At 41.0% G+C, this 18,203-nt stretch carries 20 protein-coding genes, 1 tRNA gene and 1 pseudogene; 6 read left to right on the top strand and 16 right to left on the bottom strand.

All coding sequences use genetic code 11. The features are described from left to right. The 3 genes from ACSLFW_RS14565 to ACSLFW_RS14555 all read right to left on the bottom strand — a co-directional run bounded on the left by ACSLFW_RS14565 (position 1) and on the right by ACSLFW_RS14555 (position 2,464). On the bottom strand, positions 1–255 hold the full coding sequence (locus ACSLFW_RS14565) for a hypothetical protein (RefSeq protein WP_436556370.1): 255 nt from the start codon (positions 253–255) through the stop codon (positions 1–3). Then, the gene (locus ACSLFW_RS14560; RefSeq protein ID WP_436557459.1) at positions 234–1,457 is read right to left on the bottom strand and encodes a TonB-dependent siderophore receptor; all 1,224 of its coding nucleotides are present in this window, start codon (positions 1,455–1,457) and stop codon (positions 234–236) included. The genes ACSLFW_RS14565 and ACSLFW_RS14560 overlap by 22 nt, the downstream gene beginning before the upstream one ends. 305 nt (positions 1,458–1,762) lie before the next feature. After that, positions 1,763–2,464 carry a carboxypeptidase-like regulatory domain-containing protein gene (locus tag ACSLFW_RS14555; RefSeq protein WP_436556369.1) on the bottom strand — a complete coding sequence of 234 codons (702 nt, stop codon included), beginning with the start codon at positions 2,462–2,464 and terminating at the stop codon, positions 1,763–1,765. Between the two features lie 234 nt (positions 2,465–2,698). Here ACSLFW_RS14555 and ACSLFW_RS14550 point away from each other — a divergent pair, with 234 nt between their 5' ends. Further along, positions 2,699–3,538, top strand: a complete 840-nt coding sequence (locus tag ACSLFW_RS14550) for an alpha/beta hydrolase (protein WP_436556368.1) — start codon at positions 2,699–2,701, stop codon at positions 3,536–3,538. A 212-nt stretch (positions 3,539–3,750) separates the two neighbouring features. Further along, positions 3,751–5,158, top strand: a pseudogene (lpdA, locus tag ACSLFW_RS14545) (dihydrolipoyl dehydrogenase). A gap of 76 nt (positions 5,159–5,234) precedes the next feature. On the opposite strand, the gene ACSLFW_RS14540 reads toward lpdA, so the two are convergent. The 13 genes from ACSLFW_RS14540 to ACSLFW_RS14480 form a co-directional block, all read right to left on the bottom strand. After that, entirely contained in the window at positions 5,235–5,465 is a 231-nt protein-coding gene (locus tag ACSLFW_RS14540) for a hypothetical protein (RefSeq protein ID WP_436556367.1), read from the bottom strand. 11 nt (positions 5,466–5,476) lie between these two features. Then, a complete protein-coding gene (locus ACSLFW_RS14535) occupies positions 5,477–5,758 on the bottom strand; it encodes a hypothetical protein (RefSeq protein WP_436556366.1) in 282 nt (93 codons plus the stop codon). 112 nt (positions 5,759–5,870) lie between these two features. Further along, entirely contained in the window at positions 5,871–6,212 is a 342-nt protein-coding gene (locus tag ACSLFW_RS14530; protein WP_436556365.1) for an SRPBCC family protein, read from the bottom strand. Then, the gene (locus ACSLFW_RS14525; protein WP_436556364.1) at positions 6,187–6,399 is read right to left on the bottom strand and encodes a hypothetical protein; all 213 of its coding nucleotides are present in this window, start codon (positions 6,397–6,399) and stop codon (positions 6,187–6,189) included. The genes ACSLFW_RS14530 and ACSLFW_RS14525 overlap by 26 nt, the downstream gene beginning before the upstream one ends. Before the next feature lie 102 nt (positions 6,400–6,501). Next, on the bottom strand, positions 6,502–7,467 hold the full coding sequence (locus tag ACSLFW_RS14520) for a DUF4349 domain-containing protein (RefSeq protein ID WP_436556363.1): 966 nt from the start codon (positions 7,465–7,467) through the stop codon (positions 6,502–6,504). A 181-nt stretch (positions 7,468–7,648) separates the two neighbouring features. Then, entirely contained in the window at positions 7,649–8,866 is a 1,218-nt protein-coding gene (locus tag ACSLFW_RS14515) for a TolC family protein (RefSeq protein WP_436556362.1), read from the bottom strand. Positions 8,867–8,931: 65 nt separating this feature from the next. Beyond that, positions 8,932–9,516, bottom strand: coding sequence for an ABC transporter permease (locus tag ACSLFW_RS14510; RefSeq protein WP_436556361.1), 585 nt, complete (start codon positions 9,514–9,516; stop codon positions 8,932–8,934). Next, on the bottom strand, positions 9,513–10,085 hold the full coding sequence (locus tag ACSLFW_RS14505; protein WP_436556360.1) for an ABC transporter permease: 573 nt from the start codon (positions 10,083–10,085) through the stop codon (positions 9,513–9,515). Before ACSLFW_RS14505 ends, ACSLFW_RS14510 begins: the two co-directional genes overlap by 4 nt. A gap of 44 nt (positions 10,086–10,129) precedes the next feature. Further along, positions 10,130–10,483, bottom strand: a complete 354-nt coding sequence (locus ACSLFW_RS14500) for an ABC transporter permease (RefSeq protein WP_436556359.1) — start codon at positions 10,481–10,483, stop codon at positions 10,130–10,132. A gap of 121 nt (positions 10,484–10,604) precedes the next feature. Continuing rightward, complete coding sequence (locus tag ACSLFW_RS14495; RefSeq protein ID WP_436556358.1) at positions 10,605–11,357, bottom strand: ABC transporter permease; 753 nt, start codon at positions 11,355–11,357, stop codon at positions 10,605–10,607. Positions 11,358–11,362: 5 nt separating this feature from the next. After that, a complete protein-coding gene (locus ACSLFW_RS14490) occupies positions 11,363–12,067 on the bottom strand; it encodes an ABC transporter ATP-binding protein (protein ID WP_436556357.1) in 705 nt (234 codons plus the stop codon). A 144-nt stretch (positions 12,068–12,211) separates the two neighbouring features. After that, entirely contained in the window at positions 12,212–12,895 is a 684-nt protein-coding gene (locus ACSLFW_RS14485; protein WP_436556356.1) for an HlyD family efflux transporter periplasmic adaptor subunit, read from the bottom strand. Then, entirely contained in the window at positions 12,876–13,190 is a 315-nt protein-coding gene (locus tag ACSLFW_RS14480) for a hypothetical protein (protein ID WP_436556355.1), read from the bottom strand. The genes ACSLFW_RS14485 and ACSLFW_RS14480 overlap by 20 nt, the downstream gene beginning before the upstream one ends. Before the next feature lie 260 nt (positions 13,191–13,450). On the opposite strand from ACSLFW_RS14480, the gene ACSLFW_RS14475 reads away from it, so the two are divergent. The 4 genes from ACSLFW_RS14475 to ACSLFW_RS14460 all read left to right on the top strand — a co-directional run bounded on the left by ACSLFW_RS14475 (position 13,451) and on the right by ACSLFW_RS14460 (position 17,952). After that, the gene (locus ACSLFW_RS14475) at positions 13,451–14,791 is read left to right on the top strand and encodes a sigma-54-dependent transcriptional regulator (RefSeq protein ID WP_436556354.1); all 1,341 of its coding nucleotides are present in this window, start codon (positions 13,451–13,453) and stop codon (positions 14,789–14,791) included. Continuing rightward, positions 14,791–16,113: a sensor histidine kinase gene (locus ACSLFW_RS14470; RefSeq protein ID WP_436556353.1), complete on the top strand. Its 1,323-nt coding sequence runs from the start codon at positions 14,791–14,793 to the stop codon at positions 16,111–16,113. Before ACSLFW_RS14475 ends, ACSLFW_RS14470 begins: the two co-directional genes overlap by 1 nt. Positions 16,114–16,218: 105 nt before the next feature. Then, positions 16,219–16,293 (top strand) — tRNA-Val (locus ACSLFW_RS14465). Positions 16,294–16,971: 678 nt separating this feature from the next. Continuing rightward, complete coding sequence (locus tag ACSLFW_RS14460; protein WP_436556352.1) at positions 16,972–17,952, top strand: SDR family NAD(P)-dependent oxidoreductase; 981 nt, start codon at positions 16,972–16,974, stop codon at positions 17,950–17,952. Positions 17,953–18,203 lie beyond the last annotated feature (251 nt).

Here is an 18,203-nt window from a genome sequence, read left to right as displayed (position 1 = left end):
TTAGAATTTGTAACTGAAATTGGCCAATACGCTTCTCGGCGTTCTCGGGCGAATCGTCGACCATCCGTCGTAAAGTTCTTTGTTGGCGATGTTGTCGACTTTGAGTGTAATCCTGTAATTCTCGAAGCCGTAATAAACCGAAGCATTCAAAACCGTATATTCCGGAATCGTAAACCTCCCTGGCGTTGTGCGGTTCATGATGTAATTGTTGCTGGCGTAATTTCCTCCGAAACCTAAACCAAATCCGTTGAGCACACCTGCAAATTTATAACTTGCCCACAGGTTGGCCAAATGTTTGGGCCTGCGCTTTCCGGTCTGTGTCCGATAAAATCAGTGTCGCCTGCGATTAATTTGCTGTCGCTGAAACTGTAACCGGCCGTCAGGTTCAATCCTTTGATTGGGTTGGCGACGATTTCCGCTTCAAAACCACGGTTTTTCTGAGCGCCATCGTCAAAGCTTAATTGCGTTGTTGCGCCGTACAAAGTATACACCTGGTCTTTCACTTCGATGTTGTAATAGCTTAAAGAAGCGTATAATTTATCATTCAGTAAATTTAATTTCGTACCGATTTCAAATTGTTTGGCATGATCGGGACCAAAATTACGCGGCGTTCTGCTGCCATCGAGATTCACATCTGTCGTTGGAGCGATGTTCGTAAATCCATCCATATAATTGGCGAAAAGCGAAACTTTGTCTAAAACTGGCTGGTAAACCAATCCGAATTTCGGAGAGAATGTCGTCTGTCCTTCTTCGACATCATCCGAAACATCACCGTAATTCATAAAACGATCTGCGCGGATGCTCAACATGGCCGAAAGGGCAGGAGTGAAGTTGATTACGTCTGAAACGTAAGCGCTGTAAACGGCTTGCCTCGCACTTGAATTGCTGATTGATGCACTCGCTAAAAGCGCGTCGGTTGCGGCTTTGGTAAGATTTCCGTTGTCGCCGTTGCGGATATATAAATCTGGATCAGTAATGCCATAGAGATTTTCATTTACTTCCTGAAGGCTGGCATTTCCGATATAAATTAATCCGTTGCCGACGTATCCTGAACCGTTGTCGGTAACATTTCTGTTGAAATAATCCAATCCTGCAACAACCCGGTTCCTGATTTTCCCGATTTTGAAATCGCCGTTGAAATTCTGCTGAATATCTGTCGCCAAAGTTGAAGAGTTCTGGTAGTTCATGTATCGGCCTAAAACAACTCCTTCAGAAATCGGATAATATTGCGTGCCTTCATACAAATAAGAATAATAGCCTTCTGTTCTAGACGAACTTCTTGATAAGACGGTTTGTGAAGTCCATTGATCAGACAATTTGTAGAACATTTGCCCTTGTAAATTGAAAGAAGGCGTTTTTAAAGTCAGCTGATTACTCGTGTACGAACGTTTGTTGTTGTATCCGAATTCATCGATATTGGTTACTCTCAACGGAGCACCACGATCAAAGAACAACATCGTCGGATTGGTTTGCTCCGATGTCATGATCTCAGTATTAACAAGGAAAGACAGCTTTTCATTGACTTGATAAGAAAGTGATGGCGCCACAAAAAGCGACTTTTTGAATCCGGCATCCTGAAAACTGTCTTCAGTGTGATAAGCTGCATTCATCCTGAAATTGATGCCTTTTTCTTTGTTGAGCGGCGTATTGATATCTGCTGTTACGCGGTTCAGGCCATAGCTGCCGCTGGTGTAGGCAATTTCGCCACCAAATGTGTCATATGGTTTTTTAGTGGTGACATTGATCAGTCCGCCGTAAGAAATCAGGCTGCTGCCGAATAATGTTCCTGATGGGCCTTGATAACTTCTATTCTTTCGATATTCTGCGGATCGAGGCTGCCATTGGTCAATCCCGGTAAACCGTTGATCATTGTTGGTTGAACGGCAAATCCTCTTAATGAGAAATAACCGGCACCATCGCCGCCACGACCGGTTGACGCCCACAACTGGGTTAATCCCGGTGCGTTTTTTAAAGCGTCATCGAAATTCGTGTTGACTTGTTCCTTTAGCAATTCAGCAGAAATTGTGGTGTAAACCTGTGGATTTTCGAGGTTTTTCAACGGCATTTTGGAAACCTGCACGCTTTCTTTTCTGTTGAAAAAATTGGTTTTTATACCTTCAATCGATACTTCATTTAATTGTTCTGAAGCATTGCTGATGGTGAAATTTTCTACAATTTCATCACCTGATTTTAACGTGATATTTTTTTCTTTTGAAGAAAATCCTACTGACGAAACACGTAATACGTAAGTTCCGGGTTTGATGTTTTTAATTTCGTAATTGCCGTAATCATCAGTTGTGGTGCCGATTTGCGTGCCTTTCAGAAATACCGAAACATTATCTGCAGTGGAATTAATTGACAACGTAATTTTTCCTTTTACAATGGCATTTTGCTGCGCGAAAGCACTTTCGCTAAACAGAATCGCAAATAAGCTCAGTAAAGGAATAAGGAATTTTGACTTCATGTTATTTAGAATTGTTTTAGATAATGCAAAACTAACGCACGAAAATCATTTTGGCAAATTATTTAGATTTATTCCAAATAAACTAAAAATACTGGTGCAAAATTTTACATCCCATAATTTTTTCTGCAAAAAACAACGGATGTAATAAGAAATTTCAGAAAAGTTTCGAATTTTAAAGCTCCTGACTGTATGATCCAAATCATTATCTTTACGCTATAACCAAATTAACCACCAATGAAAAATAAATTTCTCTTTTTATTATTGCTGATTTCATTTACTGCGTTTGCCGCAAAAGTTGACACCCTTTCGATTCCGAGTGCCGCAATGGGCAAGGCTTATAAAGCCGCAGTTGCTATTCCTGATTCTTACGCAAAAAGCAAAACGAAATACCCGGTTTTGTATTTACTGCATGGCGCTTGGGGACATTTCAACGACTGGCTCAACAAAACGCCTGACAAAAACACCGTGAGAAATCTTGCAGACCAATACAATATAATAATAGTAATGCCCGAAGGCGAAATGTTTAGTTTTTACCTGGACAGCCCGACTAAAAAAGAAAGCCAGTTTGAAACTTATATTACCAAAGAAGTTGTTGCGAAAATCGACGGAACTTACAGGACAATTGCTGAGAAAAGCGGCCGTTTCATCACCGGACTTTCAATGGGAGGTCATGGGGCATTGTATCTCTCAACACGTCATCCTGAATTGTATGCTGCTGCCGGAAGCATGAGCGGTGCAGTAGATTTCGGAAGTATCCGCAGGGTTGAGTCTGCCGAAGAAGTCAACAAACTTTTCATTCCGGTTTTCGGAGATACGCCGCCAACGGATGAGTATCTTGCGCAAAATGCAGTCCTTAACATGATTGATAAAATCAAAGCCAATAAATTGCCATTAATAATTGACATCGGTGTTGACGATTTTTTAATCGAATCGAACCGCGAACTGCACAGAAGATTGGTATATGCTAAAATCCCGCATGATTATACAGAACGCCCCGGAACGCACAATTGGGAATATTGGGAGAATTCGCTGCCTTATCAGGTCTTGTTTTTTTCGAAATTATTCAAGAAGTAACTGAGTAGCTGAGCCGCCTCGCTGCTGAGTGCCTGAGTTTTCCTGGTTTGTGTATAGAAAAATCCGCTTGGCGGATTTTTTATTGATGCATTTTTGGTTTGATAATTGGAACTCATCTGTAAATATCATTCGCAATTCGCCAATTGCCTATTTCGCTAATTATCCTTAATTTTGTCAGGCTTAAAAAAAATAAACACCATAAAATATATACCATGAGTTCATTTGACGTTGTCGTTATTGGTTCCTGGCCCGGAGGATATGTTGCAGCCATCCGCTGTGCACAATTAGGATTTACTACTGCCATCATTGAAAAATACAGCACTTTGGGCGGCACTTGCCTCAATGTTGGTTGTATTCCTTCGAAGGCACTTCTCGGATTCTTCGCACCATTACCACGATGCGACATCTCATTTTGCTGAACATGGCATCGAGATTACGGGCGAAATCAAATTCAGCATCGACCAGATGATTGCCAGAAAAGGTACTGTGGTCGACCAGAATACCGCCGGTATCAAATATTTAATGGACAAAAACAAAATCACCATTTTCGAAGGTGTTGGTTCTTTTGAAGATGCGACGCACGTAAAAGTCACAAAAGCTGATGGCACTTCAGAAACTTTGGAAGCAAAAAATACAATCATCGCGACCGGTTCAAAACCGTCAAGCCTGCCTTTTATCAAAATTGATAAAGAAAGAATCATTACTTCCACAGAAGCTTTGAAACTCAACGAAGTTCCGAAACACCTTATTATTATTGGTGGCGGCGTAATCGGTTTGGAGTTAGGACAAGTTTACCTTCGTCTTGGCGCCCAGGTTTCTGTCGTTGAGTATCTTGACAGAATCATCCCGGGAATGGATGCCGGCTTGTCAAAAGAACTTACAAAGCTGCTTAAAAAACAAGGCATGAAATTCTACACTTCGCACAAAGTAAAATCGGTCGAAAGAAATGGCGATGCCGTTCAGGTTTTGGCTGACAATGCGAAAGGCGAAACCATTACGCTTGACGGCGATTATGCTTTGGTTGCGGTTGGACGTCGTCCTTATACAGACGGCCTCAACGCCGAAGCTGCCGGTGTGAAAATCACCGAAAGAGGTCAGGTTGAAGTAAATGATCATCTGCAAACAACAGCGCAAAATATTTATGCAATCGGTGACGTAATCAAAGGCGCAATGCTAGCCCACAAAGCCGAAGAAGAAGGTGTATTTGTAGCCGAAACCTTAGCCGGACAAAAGCCGCACATCGATTACAACCTGATTCCCGGCGTTGTTTATACCTGGCCGGAAGTTGCCGCAGTAGGTAAGACCGAAGAGCAATTAAAAGAAGCAGGAATTGAATTCAAATCCGGAAGTTTTCCTTTCAAGGCATTAGGACGTTCAAGAGCGAGCGGTGATACGGATGGTTTCGTAAAAATCCTTGCCGATGCAAAAACAGATGAAGTTTTAGGTATCCATATGATTGGCGCACGTACTGCAGATTTAATTGCTGAAGCCGTAACTGCCATGGAATTCAAAGCTTCCGCCGAAGACATTTCCAGAATGAGCCATGCGCATCCAACTTACGCTGAAGCGGTGAAAGAAGCAGCATTGGCGGCTACAGAAAACAGGGCTTTACATATCTAATTAATTTTCCTGCTTATTTATAAAAGAAAACCCGCTGTTAGTTAGCGGGTTTTCTTTTTAGTAAAAATTCAGGTCATTATTTCTTAATTTTATTCCGGTCAACATACAGTGGCCATGCAAAACCATTTGAAACAAGCCTGTTGTTTTGTGTAATCCATCGACCAAAAATGTCATTGAGAATCAACAAGGCAAGGAACACCATTGCAATGCCAACCAATAGCGCGTTGTCACTGTAATAGGCAACTCCGACCAAAACGATTCCAAGAACATAACTCCTGATTTTTACTAAAATCGATTTTCTTTTCATTGCATTCATAATTATCTCGCAGTAAATAATTGTTTGTAATTGTCCCAATACCTGTAAATCATAATCAGATTCCCTACAAATAAAAACGCCGCCATCGGGGAATTTTCGGGAGATAAGGAAAGGTTAATCAGTAAAATATTGAGCGAAAGAGGTAAAAGTATAAGATTTGTAAATGTCACATAACGCCCTGTTATGTAAGACAATCCACAAATCAATTCTAAAGACTTTACTAATGGCATAAAATATGGCGTCACGGCATATCCCTCCATAACGGCAAACCATCGGCAGGTCATTTTTGGCTGTTCCATCACCGGAAAAAAAATAGGTAATTGATGCGAATAAAAGCAAAAGGCCGGTGAGTGAGCGAATAATAAAGATAAAGATTTTCATAGTTTATATTTATTGTTATTTTTCGATACAATCTTTGAGATTGCTAAGTCCCTGGGCGAAATCCTTTCCGATCATTTCATCCATATTCATGAACAAAAGCATAAAATTCATCGGATATTTCATGCTGCTTTTCATTTCCCAGCTGACTTTGGTTTCATTTTCAGAAACGGCAAAAGTAGAAAGTTTTACATCGCCACGGCCTTCAAAAGGCTTTATGAATCTTAATTCGGTTTCGACGCTTTCATTTTCGGTTACTTTTTTGATTTCCTGTTCGCCCCATCCGACCTTCTTTACATCACTTTCCCAGCGGTAAACGCATCCGGCGGTACCGTCAGTTCCGGTGTAAGTTTTTTTCATATTGATGTCCATACTGTTCCAAACGCCATAATTGTCCTGGTCTGCGAAGGTATTTTATAAAATCAAAAACTACGAGGAGCGGCGCTTCTATAAGGATTTCACGCTTAACAGAATAGTCTTTTCTGATGAACAATGCGGTTACGAGAACCAGCGCAATGAGGCTACCTATAATATATAGTACAATCATATTATGATTTTGCAAATGCTACTATCAAATATAATTAAATTAAATGGCATAAAAAAACCTCCGGCGAAGAGGTTTTTAACTTTTTTTATAGTTTTTTGAAATTTATGGCGTCGGAACTTTCACGCCGCGTCCGTATTTTCTGAATAATAAGAAAACCAGCACCGCCAAAAGGATGAGCGACCAAAGCTGTACAATAAAACCAATTATGGCTTCCAGAATATACCAACCTGTTGACAATCCGTCTAATAGCTGTAAACCGATATGCGGCCGATATGGTGTAACGGGAATATTACTCGCCACAATTTCCTTTCGGACGCTTTCGTTTTGATAAATTTCCAAAGTAAGCGTGCTGTAACTGACCTGATCTTTTAAAGAAAGATTTTCGAGTTGCTTATCATCATTTGCAGCGCTTTCATCTGCCAACTGGTCTTCAGCGCGTATAATGTCGTTTAATTTTTTACCTTTTGAATCGATTGCTGCGGCAAGCCTTTGTGATTTTTCAGAACTTCTGCCCTGTGCCATTTCGTTGGCCAGCATTTGCAAAGTCACGTCATCAGCTTTTATCACACGGTAATCCAGAAAACCAATTTGTCTGGCGATTGTTTTTACAACAGTATCGAGCCTTTTGTTAGGAACACGGATCGTAATATTATTTTCTACTTTATATTTAGTCGCAGCGAGCGTACTGTCGGCGCTGATTTGGGTTTCATTTTTTTCAGTGACAACGCTCTGAAGGTTAGTGTAAGTTACAAATCCGCCAAATTTTGTAGTCGCATTTTCAATGGCTTCAGTAGATTTCCGCACATCCTTCACCTGAAATTTAATATCAGCCGTTCGCACAAATTTGTGTTTACTCTCTTTATTTTCCACTGCAGCGTTGGAAGAAATCGCAGTTTCATCACTTGCTTCTGCAGCGACTTCCCGTGAAGCTTTGTTTTCAAAACTGCTTTCTGTTGATTCGGACTGATTTTTACAGGAAAAAACAATTCCCGCAAATAGAAATGCCAATGCAAATAATCTCAATGTTTTTTTGCCGGAATTGCGCACCAGCGAAGGCCAATTTTTCATAAAATTCGTGTTTAAAAGGTTACTTTAATTTAGATTACAGTTGGCGCAATAAGGTTGGTTTAGTAATTTCAATCAATAGTCAATACGAATTTTTAAGTTAGTTTTATTAAAAGTTAACTTACTAAAAACTGTGCCAGAATTTGGTGTTCGGTGATCAGTGTTCGGTAATCAGTATTCAGTCTTAAAAATCGTTGGTTTGAATCAGGTTGATTTTTAGTGTGGTGAATTGCTGCTGAAGTTCGTTCTTCAGGAATTCGTATTCAGATGAAAGCAGTTGGTTTTTCACCGCAATGTAGCCGATGGCGTCAATCGTGCCGTTGGTGAATTTTGCCTGTGTAGTTTTAAAAGACAATTTTGCGTATTTTAAAGTATTCCCGAGATTTTGCGATAAGCTTTCCAGCTGGCTTTTTTTTGTCACTTCAAGTTTGATTTGCTGGTCGATTTTGATTTGTTCCTGCACAGAAATCAACTTGCTTTTCCTCGATTCGAATTTGGCGGCTACGATTTGCTTCTTATTTCGAAATCCGTTAAAAACGGGAATACTAAGCTGTAATCCAACCGAATGATTTTTATTATTATCGATTTGTGTATGAAAAGGCGTCACATCAATTCCCGGCTGATTGATGGGCGAAGTGTAAAAAGAGCTCAGGCTGTAAGAACCTGAAATCGTCGGAAGATTTGCAGATTTGTAAATGGAAATATCTTTCCGGCTGCTTTTGTAAGCGATTTTGGCGTAAGTGATTTTCGGGTTTTCAAAAACATTTGATTTTTTTTCGGTTGGAAAGTTGGTTCCCAAAACCACTTCAGACAAATTCTCAGGTTCGAAATTCATCAATTGGAACAATTGCAATTTCTGCATTTCGAATGATTGTTTGGCTTCAGCCAGCCGCATTTCATCCTGCGAAAAACTGAATTGCATGTCATACAAATCACTTTTGGATTTACTGCCGATTTCCGTTTCTTTCTCGATTCGTGTTAAATTCAAAGTCGAATTTTCGAACTGTTCTTTTTGTATTTTAAGCAATTCCTGTGTAAAAAGCGCATCGAAGAACTTTTCAAGCAATTGCATTTTGTACTCATATTCAACAACCGCTTTATCTGCTTTGGCAAGCTCAATATTGATTTTTTCTTTTTGTGAAAGCGCGATATTCCCGAAATTCAGAATGTCCATATTAGCATTCAGTCCGAAACTGTCAAACTGCAAATCAGAACTTACACGGTTATTCGTCTCCGGATCAATCGTTGAGCCGAAATTATAATTGTGGCTTCCGAACATTCCGATTTGTGGCAACATTCCAAACAGCGGATTGGTGTATGATTTCTGCGCTTTAACAATTTCAAGCTGCTTGATTTTGATGTAAATGCTATTGTCCATTGCCACGGCAATACATCTTTGCAACGAGCAGGAATTGTCACTGGCCATGTGCAAAAATGGAAAAGCAAAAAAGCAATATGAAAATTAACCTATTCATATTTAAGGTATTTCAGCACTTCAACCTGAGTCGCCTGATACGCGCGTGAAAGCACAACGATTAACGTCAGCAACATCAAAACGACAAACCCAATCAAGAAAGGCAGGAACGAAATGTCAATCCGGTACACAAAATTCTGCAGCCATTTATCCAATAAAAAATACACCGGAATTACCGCTGCAAAAAAACCAATGATACAGAAAACAATGTACTGTTTCGAAAGCGCTTTCAGTAAAACATGTGTTTCAGCACCTAGTGTTTTCCGGATGGCGATTTCTTTCATCCGGCGTTCAATAGAGTAGGAGGCGAGTGCGAACAATCCGAAAAGTGCAATTATAATTACAACAATGTTCAGAAGTGAAAACAGGTTTTTCTGGTTCGTGTACGCTTCGTAAGTACGCGCATAATTCTTATCGACAAAATCAAATGTAAATCCATAATCGCCATCGACGTTCTTTTTCCAGAATTTTTCAATATCGGTTATCGTTTGCTGCATGTGCTCCGGATTTACCTTGATGTAAAAATCATGTACGTTGAAAATCATCCAGTCCATGGTCTTGAAATGGAAAAACATCATGGCGGGAATTTTTTGATCTGGCCCTGCAAATGGAAATCCTTAACGATGCCGACAATTTTTAGCTGCTTGTCATTCCACCTAAATTCTTTTCCAATTGGATCTTTTTCTTTCATGAGTTTTGCCGTTGTTTCATTGATCAATATCGAACCAATTGTGTCTGAAGCAAATTTGTCAGAAAGATTACGCCCCTTTATTACCTTGATTTTCATCATGTCAATCATATCAAAATCGATGGCCATGTTGCGAATTTGTATTTCAATTCCTTTATAACCTATGGTTGTCGAAGCGCCATTTCCGGTTCCGATAGAAAATGCGCCTGCAGCTGCTTTTTCTACACCTTTAATATAAAGCAATTGTTCGTGGATGAAATTATAACGATTCAGTAATTTCTTCGGCATGGTCTCATCCCTGAAATCATAAGGATTGCGGTAATCTACCTGCAGCACTTGCTTGCCCTTGAATCCCAGATCCTTATTATTTAAATAGTCGATTTGTTCATAGACGATGTAAGAGCCAACGATAAAAAAAGAAGCGATAGCGAACTGGGCAATAAGAACGCCGTTGCGCACCCAGGTACCGCTTTTACTGCGCGTGAAATTGCCGCGAAGGACTTTCAGGGTTTCGAAATTAGAAACATAAAGCGCAGGAAAACGCCCGCAGCAATTACGACAACCACAAAAATCAAAACGAGCTGGATGTAAAACTGTCCGTTATGGATGTCAAGTTGCTTGTTGAGGAAGTCATTATAATAAGGTAAAGAAAGTTCAACAATCACCAGCGCGAGCAGGATTGAAAATAATGTCGTCAGCACAGTTTCAAAAATAAACTGCTTCACGATATTTGCTTTTCCGGCACCGAGGACTTTCCTGACGCCGACTTCCTTTGCTCTTTTAATGGCATTCGCAGTCGCAAGATTTACATAATTCGAAATCGATAAAACCAGAATCAATATCGAAAGCCCGAGCATGATCATCAGGAATTGGTAATTGCCTTTTCCTTCTGGATAACTGTCGGCAGTCGAATGTAAACGTGCAGTCGAAAGTGGTTCAATGTAAGTATTAATAGTCCCATGCAGTTTTATATATTCTTCAACGCTGATGCCGTCGGTTTTTGCATTCCGGAATCAAGCGATGGGTGTAATATAAACTCACGATTTTCTTCCCGATGGCGTCCTGATGTTTCGGATTTTTCAACTTCAAAAACATGTTGTAATTGAAGTTGTTCCAGACGTCCTTATTCTCGTCCAATCGTGCCTGCATCATGCAAACTACCATTTCGGGCGCGACTGATGATTTTCCGGGAATCGTATAAACGCCCTTTACATAAACCGAATTATTGCCGTATTGAAGTGTTTTCCCAATCGGATTGGCATCGCCGAACAATCGTTTTGCCGTATTTTCAGAAAGCACACAATCGTATTCCTTACTAAAAGCCGTTTTTGCATTTCCCTTGATAAACCGGAACGGAAAGAAATCAAAAAATGTGCGTTGTGCATTGTATATCTTATCGACAACCTGCTTTTTCCCATCGTAATAAATAACGCTGCCGTCATAAGAATCTGAAGTATAGCAATAACTTTCGATGCTTTTATCCTCAAGCAGCAAACGCCCGACAGGTTCTGTTGTAGTCGCCCAAAGTGTGTTGCTCCCAACGTCGGTTATAACCTGAAAAATGTGATCGCTGTCGGGATTCCAGGCATTATAGGAATGCTCTTCATTCCAATACAGAATCGCAAAGATCAATCCGGAAATCCCCATGCTCAACCCGAGGACATTAAGCGCGGTAAAGAATTTATTGTTCCTTATATTATAAAGAAAAATGTGGAGCCAGTTTTTGATCATAATGATTAAGAATTAATGATGATGTCAACATTGCGGTTGTTCTGCTTTTCAGAAAGTACCATACCGTCTTTCATCAAAATGGTTTTTTGCGAGAATGACGCATCATAGTCGGAATGCGTTACCATTAATATTGTCGCGCCTTCTGCATGCAAATCGGTCAGCAATTCCATCACTTCATTGCCATTTTTGCTGTCGAGGTTTCCGGTTGGTTCATCGGCCAGAATGATTTTCGGCTGTGTGACCAAGGCTCTTGCGACGGCAACTCTCTGCTGTTGCCCGCCTGATAATTGCTGCGGAAAATGCTTTAACCGATGGGAAATGCCGAGACGTTCGGCAATGGCAGCGACTTTTTTCTTTCTTTCTGAAGAAGAAATATTACTGTAAATGAGCGGTAATTCAATGTTATCATATACCGAAAGTTCATCAATGAGGTTGAAATTCTGGAATACGAACCCGATGTTTTGTTTTCTGAACTTCGATTTTTCGGCTTCTGAAAGGCCGTTGATTTGCTGTCCGAGCAATTCATAACTTCCCGAAGTCGCGTTGTCCAAAAGTCCGATGATGTTCAGTAAAGTCGATTTCCCGCAACCCGAAGCACCCATAATCGTGACAAATTCGCCTTGTTTTATTTCGAGTGAAACATCGTTAAGTGCTTTGGTTTCGACTTCTTCAGCCCTGAAAATTTTTGAAAGTTGGTTGATTGTGATCATGATTAATTATTTATGGTAAGGTTTTGAATATCTTTAAAGTCATTGTAGCCCGAAGTAACAACATTTTCGCCCGGTTTCAATCCGCTCAGGATTTCATAATACAGCGGATTTTCGCGTCCGGTTTTTATCTTCCGGCGTTCGGCTTTATTGCCATCGACGACAAAAATCCAGTTGCCTGCAGTTTCCTGATAAAATGCGCCTTTCGGAATTAACAGGGTCAGTCGATTTTTCTGAAAACTGCAATCTGACGGAAAAGCTGATGCCTTGCTGCAAATCAGGTGACTTTTCGCCAAAACTGAGTTCGACCTGAAAACGACCGGCTTTTATTTCCGGAATCACTTTTGAAATGACTACGGTTATCTTTTTATCCTGGAATTCAATCGTTCCTTTTTGACCCGGAATTATTTTTTCCAAATAAAATTCATCGATATCGGCTACCAGTTTATAACCTTTCATGACATCAATCTTTCCGATACTTTCGCCGGCAGCATAATTCTTCCCGAGAATCGGCTCAAATGATGAAACTCTTCCCGAAACCGGAGCAGTAACAAGGAAATTGTTTTTATTGTCACGCAAAATACCGAGGCTTTTTCGCATCGCCGACTGTGCCTGTGCGATTTGCGAAAGCTGTAATTTATTGGCTTCTTTTTCTTTCTGAACGCTTTGCTGGATGATGTTCTTTCGTTCTTTCTGGAAACGAAAATTCTCCTGTGTCTTTTCCCATTCGTTTGCCGAAAGGATTTCCTGCTCAAAAAGCTTTTTGTTCAGTTCGTATAAAGCCTTTGCATCGAGATAATCGTGCTCAATGTCAATCAGGTCTTTTGCCAATCCGAGTTTCCTGGTTGCGCAAATCGAGCCTGGCTTTGTCCAGATTGTTGATTTGCTCTATGATTGAGGTTTCCTGTGTCACATAGTTAAGTTCAGAATTCGGATTGTACAGGCGGGCGAGTGATTGCCCTTTTTGCACGAAATCGCCATTCGCAATAAAAATTTCTTTGATGGAGCCGCCTTCGGTGACATTTAATAATATCGAGTTTATCGGTTCGGCTTTTGCCTGGAACGTGATGAAATCTTCAAAATAACCATTTTCGACTTTATTAATGACAATCTCATTTCGGTTCACATTGAGGCTTCTCTTTTTGTAAGTGAAGCATAAGTGAAATATCCGCCTGATAAAAAAACCGGCAGCAATATTAAAAGGTAGGTTTTTTTTCTATTTTTACGAGGAACGATGGTATCCATATTTAATTATTTGTAAGGATATATATCAATTTTATGCCACGATTTTAAAAACTGTAACAGATTAGTTTCCAGTATTTTTAAATAAGTGATGATTTTGTAAATGACCGAAAATGAACACTTTTGTCCGAAAATGAACAGTCGATGAAAAAAACGAATGCCCATATTTTAGTGATTGACGACCAGGAAGACATCTTATTCGCGTCTAAAATGGTATTGAAAAAGCATTTTGATGTCATTCATACTGTAAGCAACCCTAAAAATATCTTCAATTTGCTGTCAGAAAGCCATATCGATGTAGTGCTTTTGGATATGAATTACCGCATCGGTTTTGAAGATGGGAGGGAAGGTATTTATTTTTTAAAGGAAATCAAGCGGTTTTCTCCGGAAACGGCGGTAATCTTAATGACGGCATTCGGAAAAATCGAAACGGCTGTTGAAGGATTGAAATCGGGCGCTTTTGATTATATCCTGAAACCGTGGGACAATGAAAAATTGCTTGCCGTAGTAAAATCGGCGGTCGCGCAAAGCAGAAAAGAATCGAAGAAAAAAACAGCATCTTTTGAACAGGAAAACTTTTTCATAGGCGATTCAGAAAATATCAGGAAATCTTTCGCGCTTGCCGACAAAGTTGCCAAAACCGATGCGAACGTCCTTATTTTAGGTGAAAATGGCACGGGGAAATTTGTAATGGCGCAATACATTCACCAAAATTCCAACCGAAAAGATTTCCCGTTTGTGCACGTCGACCTCGGTTCGCTCAACGATAATATTTTTGAAAGCGAATTGTTCGGCTATGCAAAAGGCGCTTTTACAGATGCGAAAACCGATACGCCCGGACGTTTTGAAGCGGCTCAGGGCGGAACAATTTTCCTTGACGAAATTGGAAATGTACCACTACAATTGCAATCAAAGTTGCTTCAGGTCATACAGAATAAATCAGTGACGCGTTTGGGAGAATCAAAAGCCAGGCCTTTGGATGTCCGGATTATTACGGCTACAAATGCAGATTTGAAAAGTGAAATTTCACGAAAGGAATTCCGGGAAGATTTGTATTACCGCATCAATACGATGGAAATTACTTTGCCGCCATTGCGCGAGAGAAAAAAAGACATATTGCCATTAGCGCATTTCCTGCTTCAGAAAATGAATGAAAAATATGACCGCACTGATGTTACTTTCGAGCCGGAAGCTTTGTCGCAAATGCAAAATCACGCCTGGCACGGCAATATCCGGGAAATGCAAAACCGCATCGAGCGCGCCGTGATTTTATGTGAAAAGGATATTTCTGTTTCAGATTTAGATTTGGAATTAATCACCAGAACCACACCAAATGACGATTTGCAATTGTCAGGTGTTGAAAAAGCAATGATTGAAAAAGTGCTGCGGAAGAACAATTTCAATGTCAGTAAATCGGCAGACGAACTCGGACTCTCACGCGCCGCGCTTTACAGAAGAATCGAAAAATACAATATCGAAAGCTGATGGCAGGAAATCCAAAATTGATGTTTGTCATTCGCAGCCTCGCGATCCTTATCGCTTTGTTCGGTGCGTTTTTTCTGTATCAGCATCAATTGCTGTACACTTCATTTTTTTTGTTATTGGTTGCTGCGTTATTGATAACCGAATTAATCTACGCCATTAAGAACACGTTCACATTCTACGATAAAACCATCCAGGCAATCCTGAATGACGATTTTTCGGCTGATTTTTCTGCAGCGAAAGCCAAAAACCACCAGCCTCTTTTCGAATTATACGAAAGGCTGAAGACGACAAAAAACGAGCAATTCTCAAAAGATTTGGTATATCGGTCGATATTGAACAACATAGAAACCGGTATCGTAATCCTGAAAATGAACGCTGGTGAAAAGGAAGTTTTTTTGATGAATGATTATTTTTCGTCGCATTTCAAGGTGCCGAAAGTATCAAAATGGACTTACCTCAAAAACCAATTGCCATCACTTTGTACTATTATTGAAGAGCGGGAATTCGGTGAAATTAAAACTTCAGTGCAAATTACAGTCGACCGCCAGGATACGCAGACTTTCATCCTGCAGGCATCGGCGACCAAAACCGTCGATGGCGGGTACTATATTATTATGGTAGATTCGATCCAGAAAGTGATTGAAAAGACAGAGAAGGAATCCTGGATTAATCTGATGAAAGTGATTTCGCATGAACTGCTGAATTCAATAACGCCGATACGGTCGCTTACGCAAAATCTCAATGAACTCGTACTTCAGGATACATTGTCAAAAGACGATATCGACGACATCAGGCAAAGTGTCAACACAATCCTGAACCGAAGCGATCACCTGCAGGAGTTTGTCGAGAGTTACCGAAAACTCGCAATGCTGCCGACACCGGTAAAAGAAAAGATTGACATTCAAAGCCTGTTCAGTACTACGTTAGAATTGATGGCGCCGGCTTTTAAAAAGCAAAACATCACTGTTACCAACACCATTGATTACAACAAACGCATTTTTGCCGACAGGCTGCAGATGGAACAAGTCTTGATTAATCTACTCACCAACAGTATCTACGCGCTTGAGGATAAAACCGAAAAATATATCGAAATCACCTCTGAATCGAGAAACAACCGGATTTTCATAACCATTACTGACACCGGAAGCGGTATTGAAAAAGAAATCGAAGACAAGATTTTCCTGCCCTTCTTCACTACAAGGAAAGACGGTGCCGGAATAGGCCTGACGCTGTCAAAAAATATCGTTGAGGCGCATGGCGGTTACCTGAGCTGCGTGTCAGAAAGCGAGCATACGAAATTTGTAATTTGCCTGATTGAATAAATGCTGAGCAACAATGGCTTACAGATTTTCTTCCGGAATAAAGCATATTTTCCCCGAAAATCCTTGCAGATACGAATTGTAGCTGTATATTTGCACACGCAATAAGGGCGATTAGCTCAGTTGGTTCAGAGCATCTGGTTTACACCCAGAGGGTCGGGGGTTCGAATCCCTCATCGCCCACAAAAAAACCGAAACGGGAGTTTCGGTTTTTATTTCCAAAAAGCTTACAAAAGCGAGCTTTTGTAAGCTTTTTGGAAATAAAAAAACAAAGCCGATTTTTCATCGGCTTTAGGTTTTCTTGTGAAGGCTCCCCCAAAAGGATCAGCGCAGCTAATCCCTCGTCGCTAAAAAAAATCAGATTTCAATTGGCTAAGTTTTCTTCTGAATGCCACGCGAAAGGATTCGCGCGGTAGCGGGACTAAAAAAAATCAGATTTCAATTGGCTAAGTTTTCTTCTGAATGCCACGCGAAAGGATTCGCGCGGTAGCGGGGCAGCTAATCCCTCGTCGCTAAAAAAAAATCAGATTTCAATTGGCTAAGTTTTCTTCTGAATGCCACGCGAAAGGATTTGCGCGGTAGCGGGGAAAGGAAGCTGTGGCTGGCAACTCAAACCACCCCGGCCTTCGGCCACCCCTCCGTGGGAGGGGAAAACCAGCAGGACTTTTATTTTTTCGGTTTTGACTGACCACGTATTTGGTTTTTAAAGCACATTTTCCAATGACTTTGATTTAAAGCCCGTATCGCTAAATACTATAAATAGTCCTATTCCACAACCACTAAAGTTTTCTTAAACCCACCCGCCATCACCATAATTCTCACTAACTTAATTAAGGTTTTAAAACCCTAATAAACAGCATTATGGAAACTACAATAATCAACAACAGCCTCATCGGCAAAACAGCAGTAATAACAGGTGCTAGCAGCGGCGTCGGGCGAGCCGCCGCAGAAGCATTTGCTGCACAGGGTGCCAATGTCGTAATCGTCGCACGCGGTCGCGAAGGTGTCGACGAAGTCGTGGCGATCTGCGGCTCGATGGGCGTTACTGCAATAGGAATTTATGCAGATGTGTCGGTCGCCGAAGACGTGCACCGCGTCGCCGAAGAAGCCCTTCAAATCAATGGTAAGATTGACTTTTGGGTCAACAACGCCGGAGTAATGGCCAGCGGGAAGTTTGAGGAAATTCCGATGGACATTCACGAGCAGGTCATCAAGACCAACCTGTTCGGTTATATGCACGGCGCTTATGAGGCCATCAGGATTTTCAAAAAGCAGGACGAAGGCATCCTGATCAACAATGTATCGATTGGCGGATTTATGCCCGCACCTTACAGTGCGGTATATTCTGCCACCAAGTACGGCATCAGGGGCATGATGGAATGCCTGCAGGGTGAAATCTCGAACCGCCGGCACATCCACATCTGCAACCTTTACCCGCAATTGCAGAACTCGACGGGCAACCTGCATTCGGCCAAATATTCCGGATTTGCGATGGAGATATCGCCCATTGCATCTGACCCACGCGAAACCGCAGCGGCACTCGTTGATTTGGCGGTGCATCCTAAGAAAGACAAATTTCCGGATATGAAAGCGGCAGCCATCACCAATCTCTACCGCCTGTTCCCGAAAGCCATTATCAATACCGCCTCGGCAGTAATGCGTTTGAAGATGCGGCTTCACGCGGATAAATCTGGCGAGCCCGGAAATATTTTAGATCCATCTCAGGAACCGCTTCGGGTATATGGAAATCCGGAACAGGTGGCTTCTTCAAAAGGCAGTTTCGGAATGGCTTTGTTAGCCGGTTTGCGGAATTGCGGTTGCTGTGGTAGCCGTGAGCCGTAGGATGGATTAATTTTTAAAGATAAACACAAATTGCACGAATTTCCACGAATTTAATTTGTGAAAATTCGTGCAATTTGTGTTTGTATATTTTCCTCATTCGATTCAAGTCAAGAATTTACAGCGTATAATCTGTGAAAAAAACTACAATCTGTAAGAATTACTTGCGCAATAATTATATTTTACTAATTTTATGACACAATAATAGACAATCAGTGCAGCAATCCATGCGCGCCACGAACATTGTCTGACAG

Origin of the sequence: Flavobacterium sp. 3HN19-14, assembly GCF_051373205.1 — a bacterium.
In the GTDB taxonomy this organism is placed as follows: domain Bacteria; phylum Bacteroidota; class Bacteroidia; order Flavobacteriales; family Flavobacteriaceae; genus Flavobacterium.
The sequence above is the reverse complement of the archived record's forward strand: the minus strand, read 5'-3'. Positions and strand labels throughout refer to the sequence as shown.

Excerpts from the sequence above, each read along its gene's own strand:
- ACSLFW_RS14475 (WP_436556354.1), top strand. The coding sequence starts at position 13,451 with ATGAAAAAAACGAATGCCCATATTTTAGTGATTGACGACCAGGAAGAC.
- ACSLFW_RS14555 (WP_436556369.1), bottom strand. The coding sequence starts at position 2,464 with ATGAAGTCAAAATTCCTTATTCCTTTACTGAGCTTATTTGCGATTCTG.
- ACSLFW_RS14530 (WP_436556365.1), bottom strand. The coding sequence starts at position 6,212 with ATGAAAAAAACTTACACCGGAACTGACGGTACCGCCGGATGCGTTTAC.
- ACSLFW_RS14495 (WP_436556358.1), bottom strand. The coding sequence starts at position 11,357 with ATGATCAAAAACTGGCTCCACATTTTTCTTTATAATATAAGGAACAAT.
- ACSLFW_RS14560 (WP_436557459.1), bottom strand. The coding sequence starts at position 1,457 with ATGTTGTTCTTTGATCGTGGTGCTCCGTTGAGAGTAACCAATATCGAT.
- ACSLFW_RS14490 (WP_436556357.1), bottom strand. The coding sequence starts at position 12,067 with ATGATCACAATCAACCAACTTTCAAAAATTTTCAGGGCTGAAGAAGTC.
- ACSLFW_RS14470 (WP_436556353.1), top strand. The coding sequence starts at position 14,791 with ATGGCAGGAAATCCAAAATTGATGTTTGTCATTCGCAGCCTCGCGATC.
- ACSLFW_RS14535 (WP_436556366.1), bottom strand. The coding sequence starts at position 5,758 with ATGACCTGCCGATGGTTTGCCGTTATGGAGGGATATGCCGTGACGCCA.
- ACSLFW_RS14500 (WP_436556359.1), bottom strand. The coding sequence starts at position 10,483 with ATGCTCGGGCTTTCGATATTGATTCTGGTTTTATCGATTTCGAATTAT.
- ACSLFW_RS14525 (WP_436556364.1), bottom strand. The coding sequence starts at position 6,399 with ATGATTGTACTATATATTATAGGTAGCCTCATTGCGCTGGTTCTCGTA.
- ACSLFW_RS14520 (WP_436556363.1), bottom strand. The coding sequence starts at position 7,467 with ATGAAAAATTGGCCTTCGCTGGTGCGCAATTCCGGCAAAAAAACATTG.
- ACSLFW_RS14550 (WP_436556368.1), top strand. The coding sequence starts at position 2,699 with ATGAAAAATAAATTTCTCTTTTTATTATTGCTGATTTCATTTACTGCG.
- ACSLFW_RS14540 (WP_436556367.1), bottom strand. The coding sequence starts at position 5,465 with ATGAAAAGAAAATCGATTTTAGTAAAAATCAGGAGTTATGTTCTTGGA.
- ACSLFW_RS14510 (WP_436556361.1), bottom strand. The coding sequence starts at position 9,516 with ATGATGTTTTTCCATTTCAAGACCATGGACTGGATGATTTTCAACGTA.
- ACSLFW_RS14460 (WP_436556352.1), top strand. The coding sequence starts at position 16,972 with ATGGAAACTACAATAATCAACAACAGCCTCATCGGCAAAACAGCAGTA.